At 65.4% G+C, this 25,898-nt stretch carries 23 protein-coding genes; 19 read left to right on the plus strand and 4 right to left on the minus strand.

Annotated features, from left to right (window positions below):
• The first annotated feature begins 342 nt into the window (after positions 1-342).
• The 3 genes from AAGW05_RS01865 to AAGW05_RS01875 all read left to right on the plus strand — a co-directional run bounded on the left by AAGW05_RS01865 (position 343) and on the right by AAGW05_RS01875 (position 2,403).
• Entirely contained in the window at positions 343-1,020 is a 678-nt protein-coding gene (locus AAGW05_RS01865; protein ID WP_411802753.1) for a hypothetical protein, read from the plus strand.
• Positions 1,008-1,187, plus strand: coding sequence for a hypothetical protein (locus AAGW05_RS01870; RefSeq protein WP_411802754.1), 180 nt, complete (start codon positions 1,008-1,010; stop codon positions 1,185-1,187). Before AAGW05_RS01865 ends, AAGW05_RS01870 begins: the two co-directional genes overlap by 13 nt.
• A gap of 76 nt (positions 1,188-1,263) precedes the next feature.
• Positions 1,264-2,403 carry a methyltransferase gene (locus AAGW05_RS01875; RefSeq protein WP_411802755.1) on the plus strand — a complete coding sequence of 380 codons (1,140 nt, stop codon included), beginning with the start codon at positions 1,264-1,266 and terminating at the stop codon, positions 2,401-2,403.
• Positions 2,404-2,449: 46 nt separating this feature from the next.
• Here the strand turns inward: AAGW05_RS01875 and AAGW05_RS01880 are convergent, their stop codons facing one another.
• Both AAGW05_RS01880 and AAGW05_RS01885 read right to left on the minus strand, forming a co-directional pair.
• Positions 2,450-2,968 carry a DUF3515 family protein gene (locus AAGW05_RS01880; protein WP_411802756.1) on the minus strand — a complete coding sequence of 173 codons (519 nt, stop codon included), beginning with the start codon at positions 2,966-2,968 and terminating at the stop codon, positions 2,450-2,452.
• Between the two features lie 200 nt (positions 2,969-3,168).
• Positions 3,169-4,359, minus strand: a complete 1,191-nt coding sequence (locus AAGW05_RS01885) for a CaiB/BaiF CoA transferase family protein (protein WP_411802757.1) — start codon at positions 4,357-4,359, stop codon at positions 3,169-3,171.
• Between the two features lie 144 nt (positions 4,360-4,503).
• Between AAGW05_RS01885 and AAGW05_RS01890 the strand changes: the two genes are divergently transcribed.
• From AAGW05_RS01890 to AAGW05_RS01905, 4 genes are all read left to right on the plus strand, one after another.
• Positions 4,504-5,343 carry an IclR family transcriptional regulator gene (locus AAGW05_RS01890; RefSeq protein ID WP_411802758.1) on the plus strand — a complete coding sequence of 280 codons (840 nt, stop codon included), beginning with the start codon at positions 4,504-4,506 and terminating at the stop codon, positions 5,341-5,343.
• 325 nt (positions 5,344-5,668) lie between these two features.
• On the plus strand, positions 5,669-7,219 hold the full coding sequence (locus tag AAGW05_RS01895; RefSeq protein WP_411802759.1) for a PTS transporter subunit EIIC: 1,551 nt from the start codon (positions 5,669-5,671) through the stop codon (positions 7,217-7,219).
• A 38-nt stretch (positions 7,220-7,257) separates the two neighbouring features.
• The gene (locus AAGW05_RS01900; RefSeq protein WP_411802760.1) at positions 7,258-7,731 is read left to right on the plus strand and encodes a PTS glucose transporter subunit IIA; all 474 of its coding nucleotides are present in this window, start codon (positions 7,258-7,260) and stop codon (positions 7,729-7,731) included.
• A gap of 57 nt (positions 7,732-7,788) precedes the next feature.
• Positions 7,789-8,658: a PRD domain-containing protein gene (locus AAGW05_RS01905; protein WP_411802761.1), complete on the plus strand. Its 870-nt coding sequence runs from the start codon at positions 7,789-7,791 to the stop codon at positions 8,656-8,658.
• 449 nt (positions 8,659-9,107) lie between these two features.
• Here AAGW05_RS01905 and AAGW05_RS01910 read toward each other — a convergent pair whose 3' ends face one another.
• Entirely contained in the window at positions 9,108-10,574 is a 1,467-nt protein-coding gene (locus tag AAGW05_RS01910; protein WP_411802762.1) for a purine-cytosine permease family protein, read from the minus strand.
• Positions 10,575-10,851: 277 nt separating this feature from the next.
• Between AAGW05_RS01910 and AAGW05_RS01915 the strand changes: the two genes are divergently transcribed.
• Entirely contained in the window at positions 10,852-12,051 is a 1,200-nt protein-coding gene (locus AAGW05_RS01915; RefSeq protein ID WP_411802763.1) for an acyl-CoA dehydrogenase family protein, read from the plus strand.
• A 243-nt stretch (positions 12,052-12,294) separates the two neighbouring features.
• Positions 12,295-13,974 (plus strand): urocanate hydratase, encoded by a 1,680-nt coding sequence (gene hutU, locus AAGW05_RS01920; protein ID WP_411802764.1) that lies wholly within the window; start codon positions 12,295-12,297, stop codon positions 13,972-13,974.
• Positions 13,975-14,095: 121 nt separating this feature from the next.
• Here the strand turns inward: hutU and AAGW05_RS01925 are convergent, their stop codons facing one another.
• Positions 14,096-14,884 carry a GNAT family N-acetyltransferase gene (locus tag AAGW05_RS01925; protein WP_411802765.1) on the minus strand — a complete coding sequence of 263 codons (789 nt, stop codon included), beginning with the start codon at positions 14,882-14,884 and terminating at the stop codon, positions 14,096-14,098.
• A 346-nt stretch (positions 14,885-15,230) separates the two neighbouring features.
• Between AAGW05_RS01925 and AAGW05_RS01930 the strand changes: the two genes are divergently transcribed.
• The 10 genes from AAGW05_RS01930 to AAGW05_RS01975 are packed head-to-tail and all read left to right on the plus strand — an operon-like array spanning position 15,231 to position 25,897.
• Positions 15,231-17,132, plus strand: coding sequence for a phage tail sheath family protein (locus tag AAGW05_RS01930; protein ID WP_411802766.1), 1,902 nt, complete (start codon positions 15,231-15,233; stop codon positions 17,130-17,132).
• 9 nt (positions 17,133-17,141) lie between these two features.
• Positions 17,142-17,669 (plus strand): phage tail protein, encoded by a 528-nt coding sequence (locus AAGW05_RS01935; protein WP_411802767.1) that lies wholly within the window; start codon positions 17,142-17,144, stop codon positions 17,667-17,669.
• A gap of 6 nt (positions 17,670-17,675) precedes the next feature.
• A complete protein-coding gene (locus AAGW05_RS01940) occupies positions 17,676-18,407 on the plus strand; it encodes a hypothetical protein (protein ID WP_411802768.1) in 732 nt (243 codons plus the stop codon).
• The gene (locus AAGW05_RS01945; protein WP_411802769.1) at positions 18,404-19,237 is read left to right on the plus strand and encodes a hypothetical protein; all 834 of its coding nucleotides are present in this window, start codon (positions 18,404-18,406) and stop codon (positions 19,235-19,237) included. The genes AAGW05_RS01940 and AAGW05_RS01945 overlap by 4 nt, the downstream gene beginning before the upstream one ends.
• Complete coding sequence (locus tag AAGW05_RS01950; protein ID WP_411802770.1) at positions 19,234-20,523, plus strand: DUF4255 domain-containing protein; 1,290 nt, start codon at positions 19,234-19,236, stop codon at positions 20,521-20,523. The genes AAGW05_RS01945 and AAGW05_RS01950 overlap by 4 nt, the downstream gene beginning before the upstream one ends.
• Entirely contained in the window at positions 20,520-22,499 is a 1,980-nt protein-coding gene (locus AAGW05_RS01955) for an ATP-binding protein (protein ID WP_411802771.1), read from the plus strand. The genes AAGW05_RS01950 and AAGW05_RS01955 overlap by 4 nt, the downstream gene beginning before the upstream one ends.
• Entirely contained in the window at positions 22,489-22,755 is a 267-nt protein-coding gene (locus AAGW05_RS01960; RefSeq protein WP_411802772.1) for a hypothetical protein, read from the plus strand. Before AAGW05_RS01955 ends, AAGW05_RS01960 begins: the two co-directional genes overlap by 11 nt.
• A gap of 1 nt (position 22,756) precedes the next feature.
• Entirely contained in the window at positions 22,757-24,694 is a 1,938-nt protein-coding gene (locus AAGW05_RS01965; RefSeq protein ID WP_411802853.1) for a DUF4157 domain-containing protein, read from the plus strand.
• Positions 24,695-24,701: 7 nt separating this feature from the next.
• Complete coding sequence (locus tag AAGW05_RS01970) at positions 24,702-25,250, plus strand: hypothetical protein (RefSeq protein WP_411802773.1); 549 nt, start codon at positions 24,702-24,704, stop codon at positions 25,248-25,250.
• Positions 25,247-25,897, plus strand: coding sequence for a hypothetical protein (locus AAGW05_RS01975; protein ID WP_411802774.1), 651 nt, complete (start codon positions 25,247-25,249; stop codon positions 25,895-25,897). Before AAGW05_RS01970 ends, AAGW05_RS01975 begins: the two co-directional genes overlap by 4 nt.
• Position 25,898: the final 1 nt, after the last annotated feature.

Below are 25,898 nucleotides of genomic sequence, written 5' to 3' on the forward strand. Positions count from 1 at the left end.
GCTGGAAATTACCGGAGCGAAGATCACGCTGCCCCGGGGGGCCGTCGCCGAGGGAACGTTGGTGACCGCCGCCGGGGGTCCTGCGCCGCCATCGTCCGTGGACATGGCGGCCCAGTGCACACGTTGGTTGAAGGCTGTCTCGGGCACCGTTCAGGTGGGTGTCAGTGGAGTGATTGCCGAGGGTTTGGCGATGACTATCGGGATCAAACTCGATCCCCGGCAATACGCCGACGTGTCCTCCGGCGGCCAGTTTTGGGTGGTCCAGGTCGACGTTTCGCAGTTGTTGAAAACCACTGCCACCACGCTGCAGGAATCAGCTGCTGTCGCGGCGGAAATGCCCGCATGCGCCGACCAACCCGCCATCGCATCGGGTGTGAAGTTCACGGTGAAGTCGCCTGGGTGTGTCTGCGTGCGCAGGACGGCTTCATGGTGGTTTCGGTGGCGGGGGAGGCGGGCGTGCCGCTGCGCCTCGTCAGTGCCGACGAGCGCCCGGCCATCTCCGTGCTTGATCAGAAGGCACTGAACCCCTACTTCCACGACATCCTCAAACCGCTCCTTGACCCGGCACGGAACAGGGATGCGGTCATGCCCGGGGCCGCCACGGAATACCGGCTCAAAGCCGCAGAATTTGAAAACGCCAACTGGGAATTTCAGCCCTACCCGGCCATGTTCCTGCTGAACTACCTCTCAACCACGGTGGCGTTCATGAAGTGCATGGCCACAACCCTTGACATCAGTCAGGCCATGGACGTGGTGCTGGGAGCCGTGAATGCCGCGCCGGCCATGGTGGCCGGCAACGCTGCCGACCTTTGGAATGCGCAGCAGCACCGGAACAATGTCACTGTGGCGCTTAAGGGCGAACTGCAGTGGAGCACCTACTCCGGGACAGTGAATGACGCCAGGATCAGCTTCGACCACCCGGCGTCGTGGACTGTCATGGACGGCTCGGTCAACCAGCAGTTTGCCTCCCGAACAGCGTGGTGGTGTACGACGACGGCGGCAACCGGATGGCCTTACTGAGCGTGGTGGACTCCGTTGGATTCAGTGCTCCGCAGGACGTGGCTCCCGTGGAAAACGTCGGAAGCCTCCCGGTCACCGCGGCCTTGTCCACGGGGCAGGCCAAGGACTATGCGCAATCGGCCGATTTTGCGACGCTACAAAAAATGCTGGCCTCGTTCAAGGGCTAAACTGGTGCGTCACCGTCCCGCGGGTGCCAGCGAGCAATTCCTGGCCACCGGCAGTCACCGAGGAGCCACCCCACCCATGAGCATCGAGCCAACGCAGCCGGCACCTACCCTGAGCTGGACGCAGGACGGCGCCGAGCACACGGCCGCCTGGTTCTCCGCCAGCGGTGCTTCAGCGCCAAAGAACGTGCAGGTAGTGGATGACGCCCTCACGGCCGACGACGCCTACCGCCTCGCCGCGCAGGGCACCTCCATGCTGTGGCAGGGCGATTACCACAATGCCCGCCAGCTGCTGTCGGCCATGGCCAGGCGCCTGCCCACTTTTTCAAGGAACGATGGGGAAGACGTCGCCAAGGCGTTCTACCGTTACCGCCAGGGGCGGACGCAGCGGGCCCGGATGCTGGGGCAGCTGCTGGTGCCGCTGGAGGAAGGCCCCGCTGTTGACCTGCGCCGGGCCCCCGATGTTTCAGGGGCGTGGCTTGCCGCGGCCGGAGCCGTGGAAACCCCGACGGTTGTTCCACTGCAGGATGTGCTCGGGGCGGTCGGAGCCTATGAATGGCGCCGCAACGGCCTGTTCGTGCAGGAGCTGGACGCCACGATGTACCCGCACTACGGCACGTTTGCCCCAATCCGCAGCGAATATCTGGCGCTTGTGGCGCAGGCTCCGCTGCCATCGAATGAGCTCGCGTTCGACATTGGCACGGGCACGGGAGTGCTGGCGGCCATCCTGGCCCAGCGCGGTCTCAAGCACGTCGTGGCCACGGACAGTGAGCCGCGGGCGATTGCCTGTGCGCAGGAAAACCTGGAGCTTTTGGGCCTGGCCGGCATCGTTGAGCCGCTGCTGACGAACATGTTCCCGGAGGGGAAGGCGCCGCTGGTTGTGTGCAACCCGCCGTGGCTGCCGGGCACGGCAAACACCTTGCTGGACAACGCGGTCTACGATCCCAAGTCCCGCATGCTCAAGGCGTTCCTCACAGGGCTTGCCGGGCACCTGGATCCTGGTGGAGAGGGCTGGCTGATCATTTCCGACCTGGCCGAACACCTGGGCCTGCGCTCACGGGAGGACCTGCTGGCCTGGATTGAAAAGGCCGGCCTCACAGTGATCGACAAGCTGGACACCCCGGCGCGGCACCCGCGTTCCATGGACAGCTCGGACCCGTTCTTTGACGCCCGCTCACGGGAAATCACCTCGCTGTGGAGGCTCGGCACCAAGGCCTAGCTGTCAACGAGCCCGGCGCCGGCACCGGCGCCGGCACCTGAGGGACCTACCCCTTGGTGGGTGCCGGCTCCGGCGCAGGGCTGGGCTTTGCCGTAGGCACGTCGCCCAGGCCGATGCAGCCGCCGGTGGCGGGAATCTTGGATGCGGCCACGGAGATTTGGGTCATGACGGTATCGGAGGGGACCTTGTTCTTCCCCAATATCATCTCGGTGGCCGGGTTCCGACCGTAAGTCGTGAGAGTCCAGGAGTCCGCGCCCTCCTTCATCACCCAGTCCACGCCATTGACTGTGACACATCTATCAGTGGTGGGGCCGGGCACCTGAACGCCGCAGCGCAGGACCACCACGGCAGGTTCACCCCATGCGGCGGTGGCCTGGGCCGTCGTCGTACGGCGTTTTGCATCGGCCAGGGAATCCGGCAGTGCCAGCATCATGGGAGCGCAGGCCGGATTGTTGGCATCCGGAGCCTCCTCGATGGACACGGACGGCGCGCAGGCCGTCAATAGCAGCAGGGCTGAAGCGGCGAAAGGCACAGCGATCCGCAGGGAACGAGAAATCAAGGGCATGCCCAGAAGCTTATCCGCTCAAGCTGTGAAGAGCCTCCCGGCTGGCTCTCGCCACTGCCGGAAGGTAAGCAGCCTGACCACTGCTTCGGTGGCAACCCAGGATTGCTTGCCACCACCACAACGGACTTCCAGCCGTGGTCGGTTGTGTGTGCGGCGTAACGGTGGTTCGATGGTGGGAATCGGGCAATTCTAACGGACGATCATGGGCGTCCCGTGCGCTCGGGCCCGTCCATCCAGCCGGCAATCAGTTCGTTGTGCTGCCCCAATGTCGGAGCCGGGGAAGGTGCCACGGATCCCGTCAGACGCAGGGGAGAGGCCAGCGTCTTGAAGCCGTCCGACTCCGTTGCCACGGTTCCGCGGAATTCGGAATGCTCGCTGGTCAGCGCCTCATTGACTGAATAGACCTTGGAAACCGGTACCTGGTGGGCGGCGAGCAACGCGATGGCCTCGTCGTCGGTGTAGCAGCTCAACGCCTCCTCGAGGACTGCCCGGAATTCGACCGGGAATTCGTTGCGGCGGGTTTGTTCGTTGAAGCGCGGGTCCTTGAGCCACTCGGGCCGGTCAAGGGCTTCTGTGAGACGGGGGAACAGCCTGTCCCCGGCGATGGCGATGGCAATGGAGCCGCGCCCGGTTTGGTACGTGCTGAACGGGGTGGACATTGCATGATCGTTCCCGCAGGCCACAGGCTCCTCCCCATGGAGGGCGCGCATGCCCACGGATTCAAGCACCGAGACGAGGCTGTCAAGCATGGCCACGTCGATGTGCTGGCCCTTGCCCGTGTTGTGGCGTTCGTTGATGGCGGCCAGTGCTGCAATGGCGCCGTACAGACCGGGGATGACATCGCCGATGCTGATGCCAATTCGGGTGGGATCCCCGCCGCGCAAACCTGTAATGGACATCAGTCCGCTCATGGCCTGGGCAATCAGGTCGTAGGCGGGGGCCTTTCGCAGCGGCCCGTTCTGGCCGAACCCTGAGATGCTCACAATAATGAGCCGCGGGTTCTCTGCCATGAGGCGTTCGGGGGACAGGCCGAGGCGGTCCATAACGCCGGGGCGGAAGTTCTCAATGACAACGTCGGAGCGGCGGACAAGCGCAAGCAGTTGCTCGCGCGCTGCCTCTACCTTGAGGTCCATCGTGACGCCGAACTTACTGCGGTTGAACAGTCGGTAGTAGGCGGATTCGCCGTTGTACCAGGGGCCGAAGTGTCGGGAATCGTCCCCGTCGGGACTTTCAACCTTGATGACCTCGGCGCCCAGGTCTGCAAGGATCATGGCGCAAAACGGCCCGGCCAGCACCCTGGATAGATCCAGGACCCGCAGGCCTTCAAGCGAGCCGGGGCGGTTCAGTGCGGCGGGTTCGGGCTGGGTGGTGGTGGGGCTGGCGGAGTTCATAAAGAATGCGATCCTTCGAATGGTGGTCAGCCCGGATGTCCGGGGGAGGTGTCACTACCATCACATCATCGAATCGTGCCTGCCTGTAGCTGACAGAGTCCGGTTGCGTCTGTGATCACAGACGATCGGCGGTAGAATGGGGCTATGGTTTCACAGAGATTGCCGCAGGTTCCGGCCGCCAAAAACGTGCTGTCGGTACTCCGCTACGTCGCCTCGCAGGCCGGCCCGGTGGGTGCCTCGGCCATTGCCCGTGACGTGGATCTGCCCCGCTCCACGACCTATCACCTACTGACGGCCTTGATCGACGATGGCTTCCTGGTGCACCTTCCGGAGGAGCGCAAGTATGCCCTGGGGGTCACCGCCCACGAGCTCGGCACCGGCTATTCCCGCCAGGCGCCCCTGCAACGCCTGGCACGGTTTCCCATGGCTCAGCTGGTGGAACGCACCAAGCGCACGGCACACCTGGCCGTCATGCACGGCCGTGAAGTCATCTACATCATCGAGGAACGCGCCAAACGTCAAAGCGCACTTGTCACCAATCCGGGCGTCAGGCTGCCGGCGCACCTGACTGCCAGCGGCCGCGCCATGCTCGCATCCATGGCCCCCGACCAGCTGGCAGCGCTCTATCCGGGACCGGAGGCATTTCCCACGCGGTATGAAACCGGTGTGCATTCCGTCCCCGCGCTGAACGAGCTGCTGGCGCGAATCCGGGAGAGGGGCTACTCCTGGGAGCAGGACGAGGTGACCGACGGATTCTCCAGCCTCGCCGTGCCCGTGCTCGACCGCAGCGGACTGGCCGTGGCAAGCGTTACCCTGACGGTGGCCAACCGGCCGGCGTTAACGCCGGCGGCTGCCGCCCGGAATGCCGCCGACGGCGTCGTCCAGGAGCGCACTGTCAACATCGAGGACCTGGCAGCCCAGTGGCTGCCCGAAGTGAGGCGCTGCGCCGCGGAAATATCCCGCCGCCTGCGCCCCAGTGGCTGACGGCGGTCCCCGGCTCCATCATCTGGTGCGCGGATGGTCCTCACTGATGCCCGTTTAATGGTGTATTGTTGACCAGTCGCCACTATTGGCGACTGTCATCGGGACTGTAACTTTCGGCATTCTCCTGAGACGCCAAGCCTTGCACATACTTTTGCAGGGGCTATCCGTCTTTCTTTGCCCGAAGGTCCATCCACGACTGCGCATCCCTCGTGGGCCGCCAATGTTGCCGCCCACTTTCTTCGATGTTCGTTATTCCTGCATGGTCCCCATCGGCTCAGATCTTGGCTTGACGACGTCGTCAAAGCTGCGAGCGAAGGGAACTTTAGTGTTCAAGCAACTTTCAAAGATCGGCAAGGCATTCATGCTGCCGGTCGCCATTTTGCCGGCAGCCGGTCTGCTGCTGGGCATTGGCGGTGCGCTCTCCAACCCCACCACGGTCAAGGCATACCCCATCCTGGACAACCATGTCCTGCAGGGCATCTTCGGTGTCATGTCGGCCGCAGGTTCAACGGTCTTCGAGAACCTGGCGATCCTGCTTGCCGTGGGCCTGTGCATTGGTCTGGCCAAGCGAGACAAGGGAACTGCCGCCTTGGCCGGTGTTGTCGGGTACCTGGTGATGGTGGCCACGATCAAGGCGCTGCTGGGGATCTTCACCCCTGATGCTGCGGCCATTGACACCGGTGTGGTGGGTGCCCTGTTGGTTGGTGGTGTGGCCGTTATGCTGCATAACCGCTTCCACAATATCCAATTGCCGGCAGTGCTTGGCTTCTTTGGCGGATCCCGCTTTGTCCCGATCGTCACAGCCTTCGCCGCAATCCTTGTAGGCGCCTTGTTCTTCATCGTATGGCCGCCCGTCCAGCAGGGTCTGGTGACCGCCGGCACTGCCATCGCCGGCATGGGCGCCTTCGGAACGTTCCTTTACGGCACGCTTCTTCGCCTCAGCGGTGCAGCAGGCCTGCACCACATGATTTACCCCATGTTCTGGTACACCCCGCTCGGCGGTACCGAAATGGTCAACGGCGTTCAGGTGGTGGGTGCGCAGAAGATCTTCTTCGCCCAGCTCGCCGACCCGAACCATGTGGGGCTGTTCACCGAAGGCACCCGCTTCTTCGCCGGCCGCTTTGCCACCATGATGTTCGGCTTGCCGGGCGCCTGCCTGGCCATGTGGCACGTCATCCCCAAGGGCCGCCGCGCCAAGTACATGGGTCTGTTCGGTTCCGTTGCCCTGACCTCCTTCGTCACAGGCATCACCGAGCCCATCGAGTTCATGTTCCTCTTCGTTGCTCCGGTCCTGTACGTCATCCATGCAATCTTTGACGGGCTGTCCTTCCTGATTGCGGACCTGCTCAATATCAGTATTGGCAACACCTTCTCCGGCGGCCTGATCGACTTCCTCCTCTTCGGCGTGTTCCAGGGCAATGACCGCACCAACTGGATCCTGCTGATACCCGTTGGCGTGGTGTGGTTCTTCCTGTACTACTTCACGTTCAAGTTCATGATCAAGAAGTTCAAGTTCGCCACCCCCGGCCACTTGGAAGACACGCTCGGCAACGACTCCGACGACGCCTCCGCGGCTGGCGAGAAGGAATTGGTCCCTGCCCTTGTAGGCGGCGCCGAAGAGGGAACCCCCATCCAGCGTGAAGCCGCACAGGTGCTCGCCGCACTGGGCGGAGCCGAGAACCTTGACGACGTGGACGCTTGCATCACCCGCCTGCGGGTATCCGTCAAGGACCCTGCCCAGGTGGACAAGGACAAGCTACGCAAGCTTGGTGCGACGGGTGTCTTTGAAGTCAGCGGCGGCGTCCAAGCCGTCTACGGCGGAAAAGCCATTCTGTACAAGAACGCCATTAATGAGAGCCTTGGCCTTGACGACTAAAATCACGGCCACAGCGTAACCACCCAGGAGTCAAACAGATGTTGAAAATGTTCAAGAAAAAGGGCGAACAGATCTTCGCCCCGGCCGCCGGAGCCGTGCTGGCACTTGCTGATGTGCCGGACCCCGTATTCGCCAGCGGCGCCGTAGGTGAGGGATTCGCCGTCGACCCAACTGAAGGCAACTTCGCCAGCCCGGTTGACGGGGAACTGATCCTCGTGGCCAAAACCTTGCACGCCTTCGGGGTACGCACGGATGCTGGCGCGGAAATCCTTGTCCACATTGGCATGGACACGGTCAAGCTCAAGGGTGAGGGCTTCACGGCCCACCACGCCAAGGGCGACCGGGTCCAGCAGGGCGATGTCATCATCAGCTGCGACCTCGCCGCGATGGCACCCTTGGTGCCGTCCATGATCACCCCGGTCCTGGTGACCAACGGCAAGGAATTCGCCATTGCCTCGACTGAACTTGGTGCTGCCAGCGGCTCGCCCGTCATCACTGTTCGGAAGAAATAACATGGTGCCCGTCACGGGCGCTACCGGCGCCCCAGCTTTCTGTGGGACAGCTGCGCCATGGACGTGAACCGCGGAGGGCCCGCAACGATCAAGCGGGTCTACAACAACAACGTTCTCCTCGCCGAGCTTGGCGACGGCAGTGAGATGGTTCTTGTTGGCAAGGGCATCGGGTTCAGCCACAAGGCCGGACAGCCCGTTGACCTGACCATTGCGGATCAGAGGTTTGTCCCGGATGGAAGCTACGCTGCCAGCCATGTTGCCGATGTGCTGAGCGAGGCTCCGCTGGAGCAGATCGAGCTGGTCCAGGACATCATGGCGATGGCCCAGAGCGAGCTGAAGCTGGAGCCCCGGCAGTCATTGCTGGTGCCCATCCTGGACCACCTGAGCTTTGCCGTGCAGCGCGCCCGTGACGGCATCAAGGTCGACTTCCCGCTCCGGTGGGAAGTGGCCCAGCTTTACCCTGCCGAGGGGAATCTTGGGCGGCGCGTGGTGGAGCTCATCGCGAAGAGGCTGGACGTCCAGCTGCAGGAGGAAGAGTGGGTGGCGTTTGCCCTCCACTTCGTCAACCAGCAATGGGCCAAGTCCGACTTCTCCAAGACCGTCTCCATGACCGAGACCATCGCCAGGGTGTTCACCCTGCTGTCGGTGCGGTGGCAGCGGAACATCGACGAGAACACCATGAGCGCATCCCGGTTCGTGACGCACCTGCGCTATCTGTTTGCCCGGTCGGCCGAGTCGACGGGCACCGCCGCACTGCGGGTGGATGTTCTGGCGTCCGTGCGCGATGCCTACCCGGAGGCGGCCGAGGCTGCCCTTGAGGTGGCAAAGCTCATCGGGGGAGCACTGGGTAGGGACCTCGGCGCGGACGAGATCTCCTATCTGGCGCTTCATACGAGTCGGCTCTATGTGGAGATGCCGCAGGCGTAGATTTCACCTGGTACTTCATTGGGCACAAAAAGGCCCTGCAGCTATACCTTTTTAGGTGTTGCTGCAGGGCTTTTTTCGTGCGCAGAATAACGAGATTGGGGTGGGCGGCCAGCAAGTCGTGGCTTCGCTGGGAGGAGGCATCGGCGTCGCCCAGCACAGTCCCCGTGGGGTTGTTCGGGCTGCACAGGATGACGGCGGCGGTGGTGTCAGTGACGGCGCCGGTCACGATCTGCCCCTCGGCGACCCCCAAACCGCGGCTCAGCGCCGTGATGAGGGGGTCGCCCTGGAGGGTGGGGCACTGCGGACAGTGCGCGGCCGCGGATTTATTGGCGGCCAGCACAGCGGGCGACGGCGGAAGGAGGGCTCGTTCGACGACGCACGCCAGGTGGGCGGTTCCACCACGCCCTGGTGTGCGTTCATGAATGCTTTCCCATCAACCTTCGGTGGTGCTAAACGGTGGTTGCCGACGCTGCAGGCTCGGCCTGGACGTCATCATCCGCCGGGTAAATCATTTCCGCCGGCGGGTGGTTGAAGCGCTTAGCCACAGGGTAGTAGACCGCTGCCGTCACGACGAGGCCAACAATCCAGGAAATATCGGCACCGCCGAGCAGGGGAGTGATGGGTCCCGTGTACATGGTCTGGGCCAGGAACGGGATCTGCACGACGACGCCCAGCGCGTAGGTGAGCAGTGCCGGCACGTTCCATGCGCCATAGCGGCCCTTGGGATCGTAAAGCGCGGGGACGTCGACTTTTTCCTTTGAGGAGAAGTAGAAGTCGACCAGGTTGATGGAGCTCCACGGGATGAAGACCATCAACAGCAGGAGCACGAAGTTCTTGAAGTTGGAGATAAAGTCGGCCGAGGCGACAAGGGCGATGATGACCGATACGGTGATGAAGCCGATGACGTAGGCGAAGCGGACCCACGGGGCAAAGCGCAGCTGGCGGGTGAAGGCGCTGACGGAGGTCAGGATGGTCATGTATCCGCCATAGGCGTTCAGCGTGTTCACGGTCAACTTGCCCACCACGATGACGATGTACATCAGCACGGCAATGACTCCGCCGCCCGAGAGTTCCCCGACAAAGGCGACCTGGCCGTCAAGGAACTCATGTCCGGCCGGCATGGCGATCGCTGCAAACAGTGCGCCGAGGGTCATTGACCACTGGGCGCCCAGCACCGAGCCTGACATGCAGGCGAGGAAGGTCTTCCCGGCAGGCGTGTTGGCCGGCAGGTAGCGGGAGTAGTCGGCGACGTACGGGCCGTACGTCAGCTGCCAGCCTGCGCTGAGCGAAATGGAAAGCAGGAACGTGGGGATGGCGAAACCACCCACACCCATGACGGATCCGACGTCGTGCTTGAGGAAAAGCTGGACGGCCAGGTAGGTGAAGCCGACGATACCAACGATCGTGGAGATGCGGCCCAGCATGTGGATGTACTTGTAACCCAGGGTGGCGACAAGCACCGTCAGGGCGCCGAAGATGATCACACCGACGGCGGGGTTGCCGGTGGGAATGACCTGGTTCACTGCCTGACCGGCCAGGACGGCGCCGGTGGCCGCGAAGCCCAGGTACATGACGATAACCAGGATCAGCGGGATGACCGCGCCGAAGACGCCGAACTGGGCGCGGCTGGAAATCATCTGGGGCATGCCAAGCTTCGGGCCCTGGGCGGCGTGCAGTGCCATGACGGCGCCGCCGAGCAGGTTGCCCACGAGCAGGCCGATGATGCCCCAGAGGGCGGGGGCGCCAAAAATCACTGACAGGGCGCCGGTGACGATGGCCGTGATCTGCATGTTCGCACCAAACCACAGGGTGAACTGGCCGAACGGCTTGCCGTGGCGCTCGCGGGGTGGCACGAAGTCGATGGAGCGGCGCTCAATGACCGGTCCGCTCTTCCTAACCGTTTGAATTCTTGACATGTCATTCCTCCATTGGAATCTCTGTGGCTGGGGGCATTTTTCCTTCCTCCATCTGAGCACGAAAGGGGGCAGAGGGCGTGATTTGATTCACTAATACCGTCTGTGATCCGAGATGAATGGCAGCTTTGTGTGATCAGAGGCGTGGTCCCTTGGGGGTTCGGGCTATGTTCAAGGGGAGCCATTCGGCATCTACCATCCTTTCGTTGCCGGTGGGAATGCCGCCCCGACTTATGCGCCCTTTTTGCTGCCCGACCTACTGCTTCGGAGGAGATTTCCCTTGACTGCCACCACAAGCACCACAGCCCCGACCAGCCAGCTGCCCTACCCCGACGGTGACTTCTTCTCCTTCGAAAGCCTGCTCCCGGCCAACGAGTTGGCCCGGCTGAACGAGATCCGCGACTGGATGGAGGCCAACGTCAGGCCCATTTCCCGCGACTTCTGGAACCGCAGCGAGTTTCCGCGCCACCTGATCCCCGAGGTCGCCAAGCTGGACATGATCAGCCCCGTGCGCCGCCAGGGCCACTCACATCTTTTGGCGGGCATGATCACAGCGGCCATCCACCGCGTCGACGCCTCCTTTGGCACGTTCTTCAGCGGTCACGACGGGCTGTTCACCGGTTCAATCGAACTGCTGGCCTCCGAGGAGCAAAAGGCGGCCTGGCTGCCTGACATTTACTCGCTGCGGAAAACGGGCGTCTTTGCCATCACCGAACCGCTGGCGGGCTCCGACGTCGCCGGCGGGACGCAGACCACAGCTGTGCGCGACGGGGATTCCTGGATCCTGAACGGGGAGAAGCGCTGGATCGGGAACTCCACATTCTCCGACTACGTCATTATCTGGGCCAAGGACGTGGCCGACGAGCAGGTCAAGGGCTTCCTCGTGGACACTGCGTCACCCGGTTTCACGGCGACCCTGATCGAAAACCGCATTGCCCTGCGCGCGGTCCAGAACGCCGACATTGTCCTGAAGGACGTCGTTGTGCCCCACTTCAACAAGCTGGCCGGCGCCAACAGCTTCCGCGACACGAACAAGGTGCTCAAGACCACGCGCGCAACAGTTGGCTGGCAGGCCGTGGGTATCCAGATGGCCGCTTTCGACGTCGCCCGCAAGTACGCCGTGGAGCGGCACCAGTTCGGCAAGCCGATTGCCAGCTTCCAGCTCATCCAGGAGCAGCTGGTCACGATGCTCTCCAACGCGCAGGCGTCCATGGGCATGATGGTGCGCCTGGCGCAGATGGAGGACGAGGGGACCACGCGCAACGAACATTCGGCCATGGCCAAGGCGTTCGTGACCAAGTGCATGCGTGAGACAGTGGCGCTGGGACGGGGCATCCTCGGCGGCAACGGCGTGTCCGTGGACTACGAGATGGCGAAGATCTTCTGCGACGCCGAGGCCATTTATACCTATGAGGGCACGTACGAAATCAACACGCTCGTGGCGGGGCGCGCGATCACGGGGATTGCCGCGTTCGTGTAGCGGCTCCTTCGGCGACGTCGCGGACGATTGGCCCATGCCGAAACCGTCAACCTGCCGCAGAGCTCGCCATTGGCGCGATGGCGGGGTCCGCCGTCGGGCATTCCCGGCCTGATTGTCTTGGATCACAGACACGGTGCGTGGTGGACCCCTAGGATTGCGCGGCAACCGGGGGTTGGATAGAACTATAGGAACTTTCGCCGGAAACTTCCGGCCAACGATGGACCAACAGCTAAGGAACGAATCATGGCAACGATGCATGACCCCTCCCGCACCATCCGCGCAGCCCGCGGCACCGAGCTTTCCGCCAAGTCCTGGCAGACCGAGGCGCCTTTGCGCATGCTCATGAACAACCTTGACCCTGAGGTTGCCGAGCGCCCCGAGGACCTGGTTGTCTACGGCGGAACCGGCCGTGCGGCCCGCTCCTGGGAGGCCTATGACGCCATCGTCGCCACATTGAAGACGCTCGAGGACGACGAGACGTTGCTCGTCCAGTCCGGCAAGCCGGTGGGCGTGTTCCGCACCAACAAGTGGGCCCCGCGCGTCCTGCTGGCCAACTCGAACTTGGTGGGCGACTGGGCAACCTGGCCCGAATTCCGCAAGCTCGAGGCCGAGGGGCTGATGATGTACGGCCAGATGACGGCAGGTTCCTGGATCTACATCGGCACCCAGGGCATCCTGCAGGGCACCTTTGAAACCTTTGCTGCCATTGGCGAGAAGCTCTTCGGCGGCACGCTCGCCGGCACGCTGACCCTGACCGGCGGCTGCGGCGGCATGGGTGGCGCACAGCCGCTGGCCGTCACCCTGAACGGCGGCGCCTGCCTCATCGTTGACGTTTCCGCAGAGCGCCTGCAGCGCCGCGTCGGCAAGCGCTACCTCGACGAGCTGGCGCCGGACCTCGACACCGCACTTGCCCGCGTCCTCGAGGCCAAGGCATCCAAGACACCGCTCTCCGTTGGTGTTGTTGGCAACGCAGCGGAGGTGTTCCCCGAGATCCTGCGCCGCCACAAGGCTGGCGAGTTCACCGTCGACATCGTCACCGACCAGACAAGTGCCCACGACCCGCTGTCCTACCTGCCTACCGAATTCTCAGTGGAGGAATGGGCAGCCGAATCGGAAGCAGATCCCGAGGGCTTCACCAAGAAGTCACAGAACGCGATGGCCCGCCACGTCCAGGCCATGGTTGAATTCCAGGACGCCGGCGCCGAGGTCTTTGACTACGGCAACTCCATCCGCGACGAGGCACGCAAGGGCGGCTACGACCGGGCCTTCGAATTCCCCGGCTTCGTCCCGGCCTACATCCGCCCGCTGTTCTGCGAGGGCCTTGGCCCGTTCCGCTGGGTAGCACTCTCCGGGGATCCCGAAGACATCCGCGTCACCGACGAGGCACTGAAGGAACTGTTCCCCGAGAACGCCCACCTCCACCGCTGGCTCGACGCCGCCCAGCAGCACGTTGAGTTTGAGGGCCTGCCGGCACGCATCTGCTGGCTCGGCTACGGCGAGCGGGCCAAAGCCGGCGTGTTGTTCAACCAGCTCGTTGCCGATGGCAAGGTCAAGGCGCCGATCGTCATTGGCCGCGACCACCTGGACTCCGGCTCGGTTGCTTCCCCGTACCGCGAAACCGAGTCCATGAAGGACGGGTCCGACGCCATCGCTGACTGGCCGTTGCTGAACGCCATGCTCAACACCGCATCCGGCGCCACCTGGGTGTCCATCCACCACGGCGGCGGCGTGGGCATCGGCCGCTCCATCCATGCCGGCCAGGTCTCCGTTGCCGACGGCAGCCCGCTGGCAGCCGAGAAGCTTGCCCGCCTGCTCACCAACGACCCCGGCATGGGCGTCATTCGCCACGCCGACGCCGGCTACGAGCGCGCAATTGATGTTGCCGCCGAGCGCGGGGTCCGCATCCCGATGCAGGAGCAGTAGCCCCGGATTGACACAGAAAACCCCGCTACGGATTCGAGTCCGCGGCGGGGTTTTCTGTTATCCCACGATGGCCCCGGCGAAGGTGGGCCGGCCCCGCAAGGAGGTGTCCGGCGTCGTCCCGTCAGCGCTTCCATTCATACGGCGTGGTGGTGGAGACCTGCACCAAGCCTGAGCGCTCAAGGATGGGGCGGGAAAACTCCGTGGAATCACTGTGGACCAGCGTCTTGCCGGCGGCCAGGGCCGATCGGGCGCGGGCGGCCGTCAGTGCACGGTAAATGCCGCGGCCGCGGTACGCCTCCAGCGTTGAGCCGCCCCACATGCCGGCGAAATCTGTGCCGGGAACGGGTTCCAGCCGGCCGGCGCTGACCATGCGGCCGTTCGTTTCGGCAACCCAAAGTTCCATGCCGTCGTTGCGGGCCAGGTGGGCAATGAGAGAATCGGCCCGCCGGGCGTTGGCGGCCTCGCCGAACGCTTCATCGGCCATGGCGCTCATGGCCCGGACGTCGGCCTCAGTGGTGACAATCCGAAGCGTGATGCCGGCAGCCAGCGGGACGTCCGCGGCCAGTGCCTCCAGCGGGCCGATCATGATGGATTCCGCATCGCCTGCCACGAAGCCGTTGGCGAGCAGCGCCTCGTGCAGGCCGGGCGCTTTGTCATGGCCCCGGGATTTCCATTCCACCTCCGAGATTTCAGGGTCTGCACGGAAATAATCCAGCGCCGTGGCGACCAGGGCAGCGATCCCGGCGGCGTCGGCGCCGTCGAGATCCTGGTATGTGATGAAGCCGCTGCCGCCGGCGAAGGTGACAAGCCGCAAGGGGCCTTCAACCCTGACGCGGACGGCACTTGGCGTCTCCGCGTGCGTCCGTAGTTGTTCGTCGTAGGCCTTGAGGTACTGCAGGGAATGAGTCATTGGGATCAGCTTCCCAGAGTTGGGGGCCGCGGTGCAACGGTACCCGGGGCAAGGGACCGGAACCGCTATTGACACCTTGTTAACAACCACGCGAAAAATGGCCTTTCCAGGCGAATGCGTTGTTACCCGTCGGTAGAGGAAAATCCAATAAATAACTATTAAATGGCATATTTCGAAGACGCCTCGAGAACAAAAATATTTATTGACACATTGCCTCTCAAGGGCGCATTCTTGCCCATATCACCAATGCGTCCCGAGGTTTCACAATCCGCTGCGGCCAGCCATTGAAACGGGCGGGCCGTTTAGCAACCACAATTACACTGCAACAGTCCTGGTCGGGGTTCTCATGCCAGTCACAACAAGTTATCCAGGCGTCTACGTCACAGAGGTTCCCAGCGGAATCCACACGATCACGGGTGTGGCAACCTCCATCACGGCCTTCATCGGAAGCGCGGCCCGCGGCCCCTCCGACCAGCCCGTCACCATCAACAGCTACTCCGACTTTGAACGCACCTTCGGCGGGCTATGGGTGCAAAGCTCGCTGGGTTACGCCGTCCGCGACTTCTACCGCAACGGCGGAAGCAAGGGCATCATCGTGCGCCTCTTCCACGACAACTACGCGGACGCCACGGCCCGCGCCAGCGCCGCAGCCGCCGCAACCGCCACCGCCAAGGCTGCCAAGGGTGCCAGTGCAGCGGCCGCAGCTGCCGCGGCCGCTACAACGGCGGGAACCTACACGAGCGGCCCAGACATCGCCGCGGCAATGCGCGTGTCCGACGCCGCCCAGGCAGCCTCGCTGGCTGACGGCGCGACGTCGGCCACTGTCGGAGCCGCGGCCACCGCGGCGGCGGCAACGGCAACGCCGCTTGACTCGGCCCAGCTGGTGGTCGACACCCTGACACTGAACGCCAGGTACCCCGGAGCGTGGGGCAACAGCCTGCGTGCCCGGGTGGAGTACATCAAGAACAGCGACGGCACGTTCGCCCCGGACTTGTTCAACCTGCTTGTCAGGGATGGCACCACAGGCACTGTCGAAACCTTCCTGAACCTCACGGTGGTCCCCGGCAGCGCGCGCCAGGTCGACCTGGTCCTTGCCAGCGACTCGCAGCTCGTCACCGCCGCCGGGCTCCCGTCGGCACGACCGGCCCAGAGCGCCAATCCCGACCCATCCCGGCATCAGTTCGACGTCTGGGCCGACAACTTCATCGCTGAGGTCCCGGCCGATAACACCACCACGCCACCCACCCCGGCGGTCCCGCAGCAGGACTCAACCAACGCCGTCGTGCTTCCGGCCGGCATGGCCAGCGACGGCGGCGCGCTGGACACCAACGACTTCAACGGCCCGGGGCTGGCCGCCGGGAAGTCGGGCCTGTACTCGCTGGAGAACGCGGACCTGTTCAACCTGCTGTGCATCCCGCCCTACCTGGCCGGGGCCACCGGAGCGAACGACGGCGACATCGAGTACGCCGCGCTCGTCCCGGACGCCGTGGCCTACTGCCAGCAACGCCGTGCCGTGCTGGTGGTCGATTCCCCGCACGGTTGGGGCGACTCGGCCGCGGCCGTCACCGGATTCACCGGCGCCCAGGTCGCCACGACGAGCAACTCCGCTGCACTGTACTTCCCGCGCATGCTGTCCCCTGACCCGCTGCGCGGGAACCGGATGGGGGAGCTGGTTCCCTGCGGCGCGGTGGCGGGGATCATGGCCCGGACCGACAGTGCACGGGGCGTGTGGAAGGCACCCGCCGGGCTTGAGGCGACAGTCAACGGTGCGACATCGCTGACGGTGCCGCTGACCGACGCCGAAAACGGCCAACTCAACCCACTCGGGGTGAACTGCCTGCGCAGCTTCCCGGCGTCGGGAACCGTGGTGTGGGGCGCGCGGACCCTTGAGGGCAACGACCAACTGGCTTCGGAGTGGAAGTACCTGCCGGTGCGCCGGACCGCACTGTTCATCGAGGAAAGCCTGTACCGCGGCACCCAATGGGTGGTGTTTGAACCCAATGACGAGCCGTTGTGGGCGCAGATCAGGCTCAACGTCGGTGCGTTCATGCACGACCTCTTCAGGCAGGGCGCGTTCCAGGGCTCAACCCCCACCGACGCATACTTCGTCAAGTGCGACTCGGAGACCACAACGCAAAACGACATCAACTCCGGCGTCGTGAACATCCTTGTCGGCTTTGCCCCGCTCAAGCCGGCCGAATTCGTCATCATCTCGCTCCAGCAAATTGCCGGCGCGGTACAGGCCTAGGAGGACGACATGGCCCAGTTCAGTGTCAATGCCCAGCGCTTCGACCCGTACAAAAACTTCAAGTTCCGCGTCAAGTGGGACGGCCGGTACGTGGCGGGCGTCAGCAAGGTGGGTGGCCTCAAGCGCACCACCGAAGTGGTCAAGCACCGCGACGGCGGGGATCCTTCCTCCAGCCGGAAATCACCGGGGCGCACCGAGTACGACGCCGTCACGATAGAACGCGGCGTCACCCACGACACAGACTTTGAGGCGTGGGCTTCGAAGGTCTGGGACTTCGGGTCGGGGCTGGGGGCCGAGGTGTCCCTGAAGGACTTCCGCAAGGACATCATCCTGGAGGTGTACAACGAGGCCGGCCAGAAGGTGATCGCCTACAACATCCACCGCTGCTGGGTCTCCGAGTACCAGGCCCTGCCGGATTTGGATGCCAACGCCAATGCCGTGGCCATCTCCCACATCAAGCTTGAAAACGAGGGGTGGGAGCGGGATGTTTCCGTGACGGAGCCGACGGAGCCCACGCTGAGCACGGCAACCGGGTGACGGGCGGTGTCCAGGCTGGGGGCAGCCCAACTGCTTCAGGTGTGGGAACAGGGTCTTGACCGGGAGCCGGCCGCGCGTGCACTGGTCATGCTGGCTGCGGCCGTGCCCGGCACCGACCCTTCGGAGTTGGCCTTTTGGCCGCTGGGGCGACGGGACGCGGCTCTGCTGCGGTGGCGCACCGAGCTGTTCGGGCCAGACTTGGAGGCACTGTTGCAGTGCCCGGGCTGCGGCGGGGACGTAGAACTGACGTTCCCAGCCGCCATGCTTGAGGGCGAAACCCCCATCGACGCCGGGCAGCCTGACGGGCAGCTCGCTGTCCTGCGCGGCGGGTATTCGCTGACGCTGCGGGCTGTCACGAGCGCAGACCTGCTCGCACTTCTTTCCCCCGACCCCGAGGCCGAGCTGGTGCGCCGCTGCGTCACCTCGGCAACGGCAGGCGGCACCTCCGTGGAGCCGGCGGCCCTGCCCGTCGACGTCCTTGACACCCTGGGCGCGGAACTTGCCGCCGCAGACCCGGCAGCCACCACCGACCTTGCCGTGGAATGCCCCGACTGCGGGCACGCCTGGCTGGCCCCCTTCCACATTGCGGGTTACCTGTGGGCCGAACTGCACCACTGGGCCGGGCGCATGCTCCTTGACATCCACGCGCTTGCCGGCGCCTACGGCTGGTCGGAAGCCGACATCCTCGCCCTCCCGCCCCGCCGACGCCAGGCCTACCTTGAGCTGGTGGCGCCATGAGTTTCGTGTCCGTGCTGCTGGCGCGCGAACTTGGCACCGCCGCCCCGCGGTCCGCCGCTGCCATGACGGGAACGACGCCGGAGCGGGCCGTGGTGCCACGCCTCGCCTCGCGCTTTGAGGAGCCGGGCGCGCCCCGCTGGCCCGGCATGGCGGGAGACTCCGCGGCGGATCCGGGGGAGACCCGCGAATCGCCTGCCCGCGGCACCAACAGGGAAGCACCAGGCAAGGCCGCCTTGAACACCCCCGCGCCGCCTGACGCCTCCGTCGTGCCCGCTCCCCGGAACGCACCGCACAGCGGACAGGACGTCAGCCACGTCCAGCGACCGGGCCCACTGCTTCCAGACCAGACGGAACGGCCGTCGAGTCCGGCAACGCGCCAAGCGGTGCCGGGGCGCCGGTGGCAGGGGGCCCAGGAGCAGGAACTCGTGAAGCCTGCGCCGTTCACATCCGATGACAGTCCAAATCTGGCAGCCGAACCATCAACCGGCAGGGGAGCCGCACGGGAAGGTCGGGACGCCGCACAATTTGGCCCCCAGGAAACCGGACAGGGACAACCGGCGGGGAGGTCCGGCGTCGTTCCTTCGGCAACTCAGGCGGCTGTGTGGAAACGTCCGTGGCAGGCAGGGCCGGACCCGGAAGGAGTGGCGGTGAGGCCCCGGCTCGATCCGCTGCAACGCCCGGAACCGGCCAGGGAGGAACCCGCGCACATCCACGTCAGCATCGGGCGGATCGAGATCCGGGCCGTCGCAGCACCGCCCGCCCGGCAGGCGTCGCCGGCGGAACCGTCGGGCCTGATGGGCCTTGACGAGTACCTGCGGGGCCGGCCATGAGCAGCACCTGGGCCGTCGCGGCCGTGACTGCGGCACTGCGGAACCTGCTGCAGGCGCAGGTTCCTGCCCGGGACCCTGTGCTATCGGACCTTACTGTCACGACCCGTACGCCAGATGTTGCCCGCAAGAGCGTCAGCGGATCGTCCCTGAACGTGTTCTTGTACGGCACGGCCGTCAGCGCCGCGTGGCGCAACCAGGACCCGACGTCGGCACGGCCGGGGGAGCAGGCCACGCCGCCGCTGGCCCTTGACCTGCACTACCTCGTCACAGCCTACGGGCGCGACGACGCCGACCAGGACGCCGTCAGCCACCGGGTGCACGCAGCTGCCATGGCAGTGCTGCACGACCATCCCGTCCTGAGCCCCGACGAACTCATACTGGGTGGGGACCTGGCCGACAACGGGTTGGCTGGGCAGGTGGAACGCCTGCGGATATCGCCCCTGCCGCTGAGCCTGGATGACCTGTCGAAGCTCTGGACGGGATTCGCGACGAACCTGCGGGTGTCGGCCGCCTACGAGGTCACCGTGGTGCTCATCGACAGCACCGTCCCCGGCAGCGCGGCCCTGCCGGTGCTGGCCCGCGGCGCCCAGGACCAGGGGGCCCAAACAATCCTCGGTGCCGCCGCCGTACTGACAGCACTGCTCCCGCCCGTCCCGCAGCCTGCGGCAGTGCAGGGGCAGGTCGTGTCGGTGACAGGTAGCAACCTCACAACAGTGGACACCGTGCTGCGCTTCACGAGCCTGTGGCAGCCGGTGCCGCCGGCCGTGCAACTTGCCCCCGTCGAGTTGGTTCCCTTGGCCGGACCCGTCCCCGGGCAGCTTCTCGTGACGCCGCCTGACCGCACCGCCGACCCGAAAGCGTGGGGCACTTGGGTGCCGGGCTTCTACACGGCGGCGGCCGTCACCCGCACGGCCGGGCTGCCCGCCATGGTGAGCAACGCCGTCGCCCTTGCCCTGGCACCGGCCATCACGCTCAGCCCACACGCCCCGGCCACTGTGTCCTCGGGCGGCACGCTCACGCTCACGTGCTCCCCGAGGATCGGCGACGGCCAGCGCGTATCCATCCTCTGCGGCAACCAGCAGGTGCGGCCCGCGACGCTGACAAACCCCGCCCCCGCGGACCCCAACTATGATTCGACGCCCACCACATTGACGTTCACCGTCCCGGCCATGGCCGCTGGTACGTATCCGGTGCGGCTGCGTGTTGACGGCGTGGACAGCATGCCCGTCACGTTCGCAGGGGCTGTGCCTGCGTTCGACCCCGCACAGCAGGTGGTGGTCTCATGAGCACGCGGGATCAATGGCTTGCCGCGAACGATGACTTCCTGGCAGCGCGGCTCGCCTGGCTCAAGGGGCAGCTGGCTGCGCTCGCGGACGGGACGGATGCGCCGGACGGGCCGGGGCCCCGGGCAGGGGCCGGCGCCGGAGGTTCGACGAAACCCGACGGCACGAACCCCGAGCTGCCGCTGTGCCGGCTGGCGGCCGCATTTGGCCTCTCCGGTTTTGAAACGGACATTGTTTTCCTGTGCGTGGCCGTGGAACTGGACACGGGCCTGGCGGCGATGTGCGCCGCAGCCCAGCACGACGCACGACGCGACCACCCGACCTTCGCCCTCGCCATGGTGCTGTTCGAGGATCCTTCGTGGGAGGCCATGTCCCCCGACGGGCCGTTGCGCCACTGGCCGCTTGTCGACGTCGACGTGAACGGGCCGCTCACCGTTGCCCGGCTGTCAGCCGATGAACGGGTCGTGAACTTCATCAAGGGGCTCAATCACCTCGACGTGCGGCTCAGCCAGCTCCTAGTGCCTCTGCCGACACCTGAAGTGCTCCCGCCGTCGCAGGCCGCAACGGGGGTGCGGATCGCCGGCATGGTCCAGGCGGCGCGCCCCGTGCACGCGTTTATGCTGCCCGGCAACCACCACGCCAGCAAGGAACTTGTCGCCGCCACCGTCGCCTCGGCATTCGGTCTTGACCTGTTCACGCTCGACGCCGGCAGCCTCCCTGGCGGGATCACGCAGACAATGCAGCTGGCCCGGCTGTGGCATCGGGAGGTGCTGTTGAACGCCGTCGCACTTTTCCTCGACGCGACCGACACCGAGCAGGCCGAGGGGCAGTCGGTGCGGAAATGGCTGGCCGAATCCGGCGGGCTGGTGTTCATTGCCGTCCGCGAGCCGTGGCCCAGGGTCGACGCCGCGGGCGTGGAAGTCGGGCGGCCGACGGCGGCGGAACAGGAGGATGCGTGGCGGGCCGGCCTGGACGCTGCGGGGGCCGAGACGCTCGCGGGCCATTTCGACCTTGACCTGCCGGCCATCGCCGGCACCCTTGCCCGCGCCGCCTCACCGGTGAATGTCTCCTCCGGCAGTGCCGCAACGACGGCGGCCCCTGACTTTGCCGCCGTCTGGTCAGCCGCCCTTGACGCGGCACGGCCTGCCCTGGACCAGCTCGCCACGAAGGTTGACGCCAAGGCCCGGCTGGCGCAGCTGAAGCTCCCCGACACGGAGCTGAACCAGCTCAAGGAGATCGTCGGCCAGGTGGCCCGGCGCGGAACCGTTTACAACGACTACGGCTTCGCTGAACGGCTGAACAGGGGCACGGGCATCAGTGTCCTGTTCTCGGGGGAGAGCGGCACGGGCAAGACCATGGCCGCCGAGGCGCTGGCCAACGAGCTGAACCTGCTGCTGTACAAGATCGACCTGTCCGCCGTGGTGAGCAAGTACATCGGTGAGACGGAAAAGAACCTGCGCAAGCTCTTCGACGCCGCAGAAACAGGCGGCGCCGTGCTGTTCTTCGACGAGGCGGACGCGTTGTTCGGCAAGCGCAGCGACGTCAAGGACAGCCACGACCGGTACGCGAACATTGAGGTGAGCTACCTCCTCCAACGCATGGAAAGCTTCAACGGGCTCGCCGTGCTGGCCTCCAACCGCAAGGACAGCGTTGACCCCGCCTTCCTGCGCCGCCTGCGTTTCGTGGTGAACTTCCCCTTCCCTGCCCAGGCCGAACGGCTCGCCATGTGGACCGAAGCGTTTCCGGCCCGGACCCCTGTGGGGGTGCTAGAACTGGACAGGCTGGCCCGGCTGAACCTGACGGGTGGCAGCATCCACAATGTGGCGCTGAATGCTGCCTTCCTGGCTGCAAACAGCGGCGGACTTGTCACCATGGTCCAACTGCTGGCGGCGGCCCGCAGCGAATTCCGCAAGCTGGAGCGTCCCGTCAACGAAGCCGATTTTGCCTGGTCAGCGGAGGCGGACGGCCATGGACATTGAAGTCACCATTGAGCGGTTGGTCCTGGACGGACTTGACCTTGAGCTCGGCGGCGCCGAAGCCTTGGCCGAAGCGCTCGAAAGCGAGCTGGCCAGGATTGTCACGGGCTTTTCCGGGGCTTCCGTGCCCGCAGGCTTTGCACCCCAAAGCGCGGTCCGGATGGTCCTGCCCCCGGTGGTTGTGCCCGCCGGATCGCACCCGCGGACGCTTGGCCGGCAGATCGGCGCATCAGTGGCCGGAGGGCTGAACCGTGGCTGAAATGCTGGTTAAGCAGGCACACCCGACGCCCCGCTATGTGCCCGCACACATGCCGTCAATAAGTCACGGCGGGACGCTGGCGCGGGAGTTGGCTGCGGACGCTGTGGCCGCCCGCGTGACCGGGCGTTCCGGCCAAGGGGGAAACACCGCAAGCCCCGAACGCCACAGCCGCCGGGAACCGCTGGCAGGGAACGCCCTCGCGGCCATGGCACTCGGGGCACGGCGGAGCGTTGATTCTGTGGGCCAGCCGCTGCCAGCAGCCACCAGGATGCTCCTTGAGAACACCATGGGCACGGACCTGTCAGCCGTGAGGGTCCACGCCAGTGATGCCGCCGGCGGCTTCGTTGCATCACTCGGTGCCAATGCGGCCACGGTTGGCCACGACATTCTGGGTAGTGCTGCAAGTCTGGACCCGGCCAGCGCCGCGGGGTTGCGTGTCCTGGCCCACGAGTGCGCCCACACCGTGCAAGGGCGTGCCGGATCCGCGGCCCCCATTTCGCTGGACGCCATCGACGACGTCCAGGACAAGCTTTCCTACGGGCTGCGGGACTGGGCCGTGACCGACGCCGATGCCACGTCGGCGCTGGCGATCCTTCAAGCACTTCCGGCCCCGGCACTGGCAGCCGGGCTGTCGCGGCTTGACCAAAAATATATTGACAGGCTCATTGACAACCTGCCCGATGCGGCCAAATCCGGCCCCGGCTACCAGAAGGTCATCACTGCCATTGGTGCCGCACGGGCGTTGCCGGAGGCAACGGACAAGCTCAGCTACGGCCTGTTCGACTGGGCAGTCACCGATGCCGACGTCACGAGCGTATTCACCACCATGATCAACCTTCCAGCACCCGAACAGGAACGGTTCCTGAGCGGCCTGCAGGCCGACGGTAAACTTACCCGGCTCATCTCCAACTCCACACCCGGGCACCACACACGCTTCATCCAACCCTGGATTCAAACGCTGGTGCCTGGACGGTTGACTGCTGCGCAGCAGGGCATCCTGCGCGACATTGTGCGCGAATCGGCCGGCGGACCCTTGGCGACACTCGCGGCAGCTGCCAGCGTGCGCTTCAATGTGCCTGTCGGCCGGGGAGCCATTGGCGGCATGAATCCCGCAAACTGGACGCCGGAGGCGTTGAGCATCGCCTACTTGGCCCTAGACACCCTGCCTGACTCGCACGTTGCCCGCAATGCCACCTTGCGGACCCTCGGCGCGGTTGCCGAGGTCCCTGATGCCCGCGGCGAAACCACCCTGGGCATCTACTCGGGGTCGAGCCGAGAACTGGACCTGAATGTGCTGCGTACCGACAAGATCGCCGAGACCGCGTTGCACGAAACGGGACATTCGGTGGACAAAGCACTGGGGTGGACTGCCAGCATCACGCTGCCGGCCGACCCCAAGCGGGGCGGCTGGACCCAGTACGGGGGGTCGTTCGGCATTTGCGCGAGGGACATGATCAACGATTCCAATGCCGGGATTGGTGCCCTTCCATCGGCCCAGCGCGACGACGTGCAGACGGAAATGGAAACGTCCATGACCAATAGGTCAGCCGCAGGCATGACGGCCCGGATCAGGGCACTGCCGTGGTTTGCCGGTCTGCCCCTCCCGGCCCGGACCGGCGTAACGACGGATCCTGCGCTGGGCGCCGTGCGGGAAGGCCTGGACCACCCGTGGTTCAACAACGACGGCGGCGTCCACCTGGGCACCGCCACGCCACGCGTCTATGAGGAGTCCTACGGCTCGAAATGGAACAGCTACCAGTATCAGGCGCGCACGCGTTTGCTCACCGACTATCAATTCCGCGACCCCGGCGAATGGTTTGCTGAGATTTATGCCTTCTACTTTGGGGGCGCGGAGAAACGCCGCCAGCTGACGGCCAAGGACCCTGACACCGCCGCCTACTTTGCGGCCAGCGTCACCTCGTTGGCACCGGGGCGGTGAGGCTGCCATGACAGAGAAGGAACGAACCACAGGGGACCAGCAAGGCGCCATCGATCGAATCCGTGCCGTCGTGGCTCCGCGCAGCCGCGAACTCGGGGGGCGGAACATCGGCGCCGCAGACCTTCGCATCACCGTGGACCAGGTACCGACAGCTCCGGGATGCACACTTTTCACGGCGGGCTGGGGCACGGGTTGCCACGCGGGAACCTTGGTAGGCCTGCTGTGCGGGGACAAGGATCCAGACACGTACCCCGGCAGGGCGCTGGCCACGCTGCTGGATCGGTGGAATGAATCATCCCCTCCGCCTGCCGCAGCAACCGTGGCGGCCGCGGCAGCCCGGCTGTTTGACCCCGACCGGCGCCGCGTGCCGGTCCTTGACGGGCACGGCCCCGGGGGCACAGCCGCCCCCGAATTGCTGGGCTCGGATCGACTGGCTGGCGTCAGCCTTTGGTGGATAGATGAGGACGTTCCCCGGCATCTGACGCTTGTACGCGACGGTGGCGACGGCGTGCGGGTCACCGAGGAAACACAGCCCCGGAAGGAGGGAACGCCATGAGCGCCCCACCCAACGCCCCCCGGCTGCTGCGCGGCGGGATCGTGCTGATCGACCCCGACACGTCCGCCGTCGTGCGCATCATTGCCCTGCAATACAACCCCTCAACCCTCACCCGCACGCTCGCCATCCACGGCGCCGGCAGCGGCAAGGAGGACCGCTCGGAGGTGCTGCGCCTGAAGGGCCCGCCCACCGAGACCATTAAGCTCGAGGCCGAGATTGACGCCGTGGACCAGCTGGAACTTGGCACCGGCCCGGCCACCACGGTCGGCATCTTCGGGCAGCTGGCCGCCCTTGAAACCATGGTCTACCCCGCCAGTGCCCAGCTTTTGGCCAACAACGCGCTGCAGTCGGCAGGCCGGCTTGAAATCCTGCCCATGGAGGCGCCGCTGCCGCTGTTCGTGTGGAGCAAGAACCGGGTCATCCCCGTGCGCATCACCGACTTCTCCATCACGGAAGAGGCGTTCGACGTCAACCTCAACCCGATCCAGGCCAAGGTCAGCCTCGGCCTGCGCGTGCTCACCGTGGACGACGTCGGCTTCACCCACCGCGCCGGCAGCCTCTTCATGAGCTACCTGCAACAAAAGGAACAGTTCGCCGCCGGCAGCCCGCAGGCGGCCCTTGACACGCTTGGAATCAGGGGGATCTAGC

Origin of the sequence: Arthrobacter sp. LAPM80 (assembly GCF_046736435.1) — a bacterium.
GTDB lineage: Bacteria > Actinomycetota > Actinomycetes > Actinomycetales > Micrococcaceae > Specibacter.

Excerpts from the sequence above, each read along its gene's own strand:
- AAGW05_RS01885 (WP_411802757.1), bottom strand. The coding sequence starts at position 4,359 with ATGAACTCCGCCAGCCCCACCACCACCCAGCCCGAACCCGCCGCACTG.
- AAGW05_RS01935 (WP_411802767.1), top strand. The coding sequence starts at position 17,142 with ATGGCCCAGTTCAGTGTCAATGCCCAGCGCTTCGACCCGTACAAAAAC.
- AAGW05_RS01945 (WP_411802769.1), top strand. The coding sequence starts at position 18,404 with ATGAGTTTCGTGTCCGTGCTGCTGGCGCGCGAACTTGGCACCGCCGCC.
- hutU (WP_411802764.1), top strand. The coding sequence starts at position 12,295 with ATGGCAACGATGCATGACCCCTCCCGCACCATCCGCGCAGCCCGCGGC.
- AAGW05_RS01925 (WP_411802765.1), bottom strand. The coding sequence starts at position 14,884 with ATGACTCATTCCCTGCAGTACCTCAAGGCCTACGACGAACAACTACGG.
- AAGW05_RS01910 (WP_411802762.1), bottom strand. The coding sequence starts at position 10,574 with ATGTCAAGAATTCAAACGGTTAGGAAGAGCGGACCGGTCATTGAGCGC.
- AAGW05_RS01965 (WP_411802853.1), top strand. The coding sequence starts at position 22,757 with ATGCTGGTTAAGCAGGCACACCCGACGCCCCGCTATGTGCCCGCACAC.
- AAGW05_RS01890 (WP_411802758.1), top strand. The coding sequence starts at position 4,504 with ATGGTTTCACAGAGATTGCCGCAGGTTCCGGCCGCCAAAAACGTGCTG.
- AAGW05_RS01875 (WP_411802755.1), top strand. The coding sequence starts at position 1,264 with ATGAGCATCGAGCCAACGCAGCCGGCACCTACCCTGAGCTGGACGCAG.
- AAGW05_RS01970 (WP_411802773.1), top strand. The coding sequence starts at position 24,702 with ATGACAGAGAAGGAACGAACCACAGGGGACCAGCAAGGCGCCATCGAT.
- AAGW05_RS01905 (WP_411802761.1), top strand. The coding sequence starts at position 7,789 with ATGGACGTGAACCGCGGAGGGCCCGCAACGATCAAGCGGGTCTACAAC.
- AAGW05_RS01900 (WP_411802760.1), top strand. The coding sequence starts at position 7,258 with ATGTTGAAAATGTTCAAGAAAAAGGGCGAACAGATCTTCGCCCCGGCC.
- AAGW05_RS01880 (WP_411802756.1), bottom strand. The coding sequence starts at position 2,968 with ATGCCCTTGATTTCTCGTTCCCTGCGGATCGCTGTGCCTTTCGCCGCT.
- AAGW05_RS01865 (WP_411802753.1), top strand. The coding sequence starts at position 343 with ATGCGCCGACCAACCCGCCATCGCATCGGGTGTGAAGTTCACGGTGAA.
- AAGW05_RS01955 (WP_411802771.1), top strand. The coding sequence starts at position 20,520 with ATGAGCACGCGGGATCAATGGCTTGCCGCGAACGATGACTTCCTGGCA.
- AAGW05_RS01950 (WP_411802770.1), top strand. The coding sequence starts at position 19,234 with ATGAGCAGCACCTGGGCCGTCGCGGCCGTGACTGCGGCACTGCGGAAC.
- AAGW05_RS01930 (WP_411802766.1), top strand. The coding sequence starts at position 15,231 with ATGCCAGTCACAACAAGTTATCCAGGCGTCTACGTCACAGAGGTTCCC.
- AAGW05_RS01960 (WP_411802772.1), top strand. The coding sequence starts at position 22,489 with ATGGACATTGAAGTCACCATTGAGCGGTTGGTCCTGGACGGACTTGAC.
- AAGW05_RS01975 (WP_411802774.1), top strand. The coding sequence starts at position 25,247 with ATGAGCGCCCCACCCAACGCCCCCCGGCTGCTGCGCGGCGGGATCGTG.
- AAGW05_RS01870 (WP_411802754.1), top strand. The coding sequence starts at position 1,008 with ATGGCCTTACTGAGCGTGGTGGACTCCGTTGGATTCAGTGCTCCGCAG.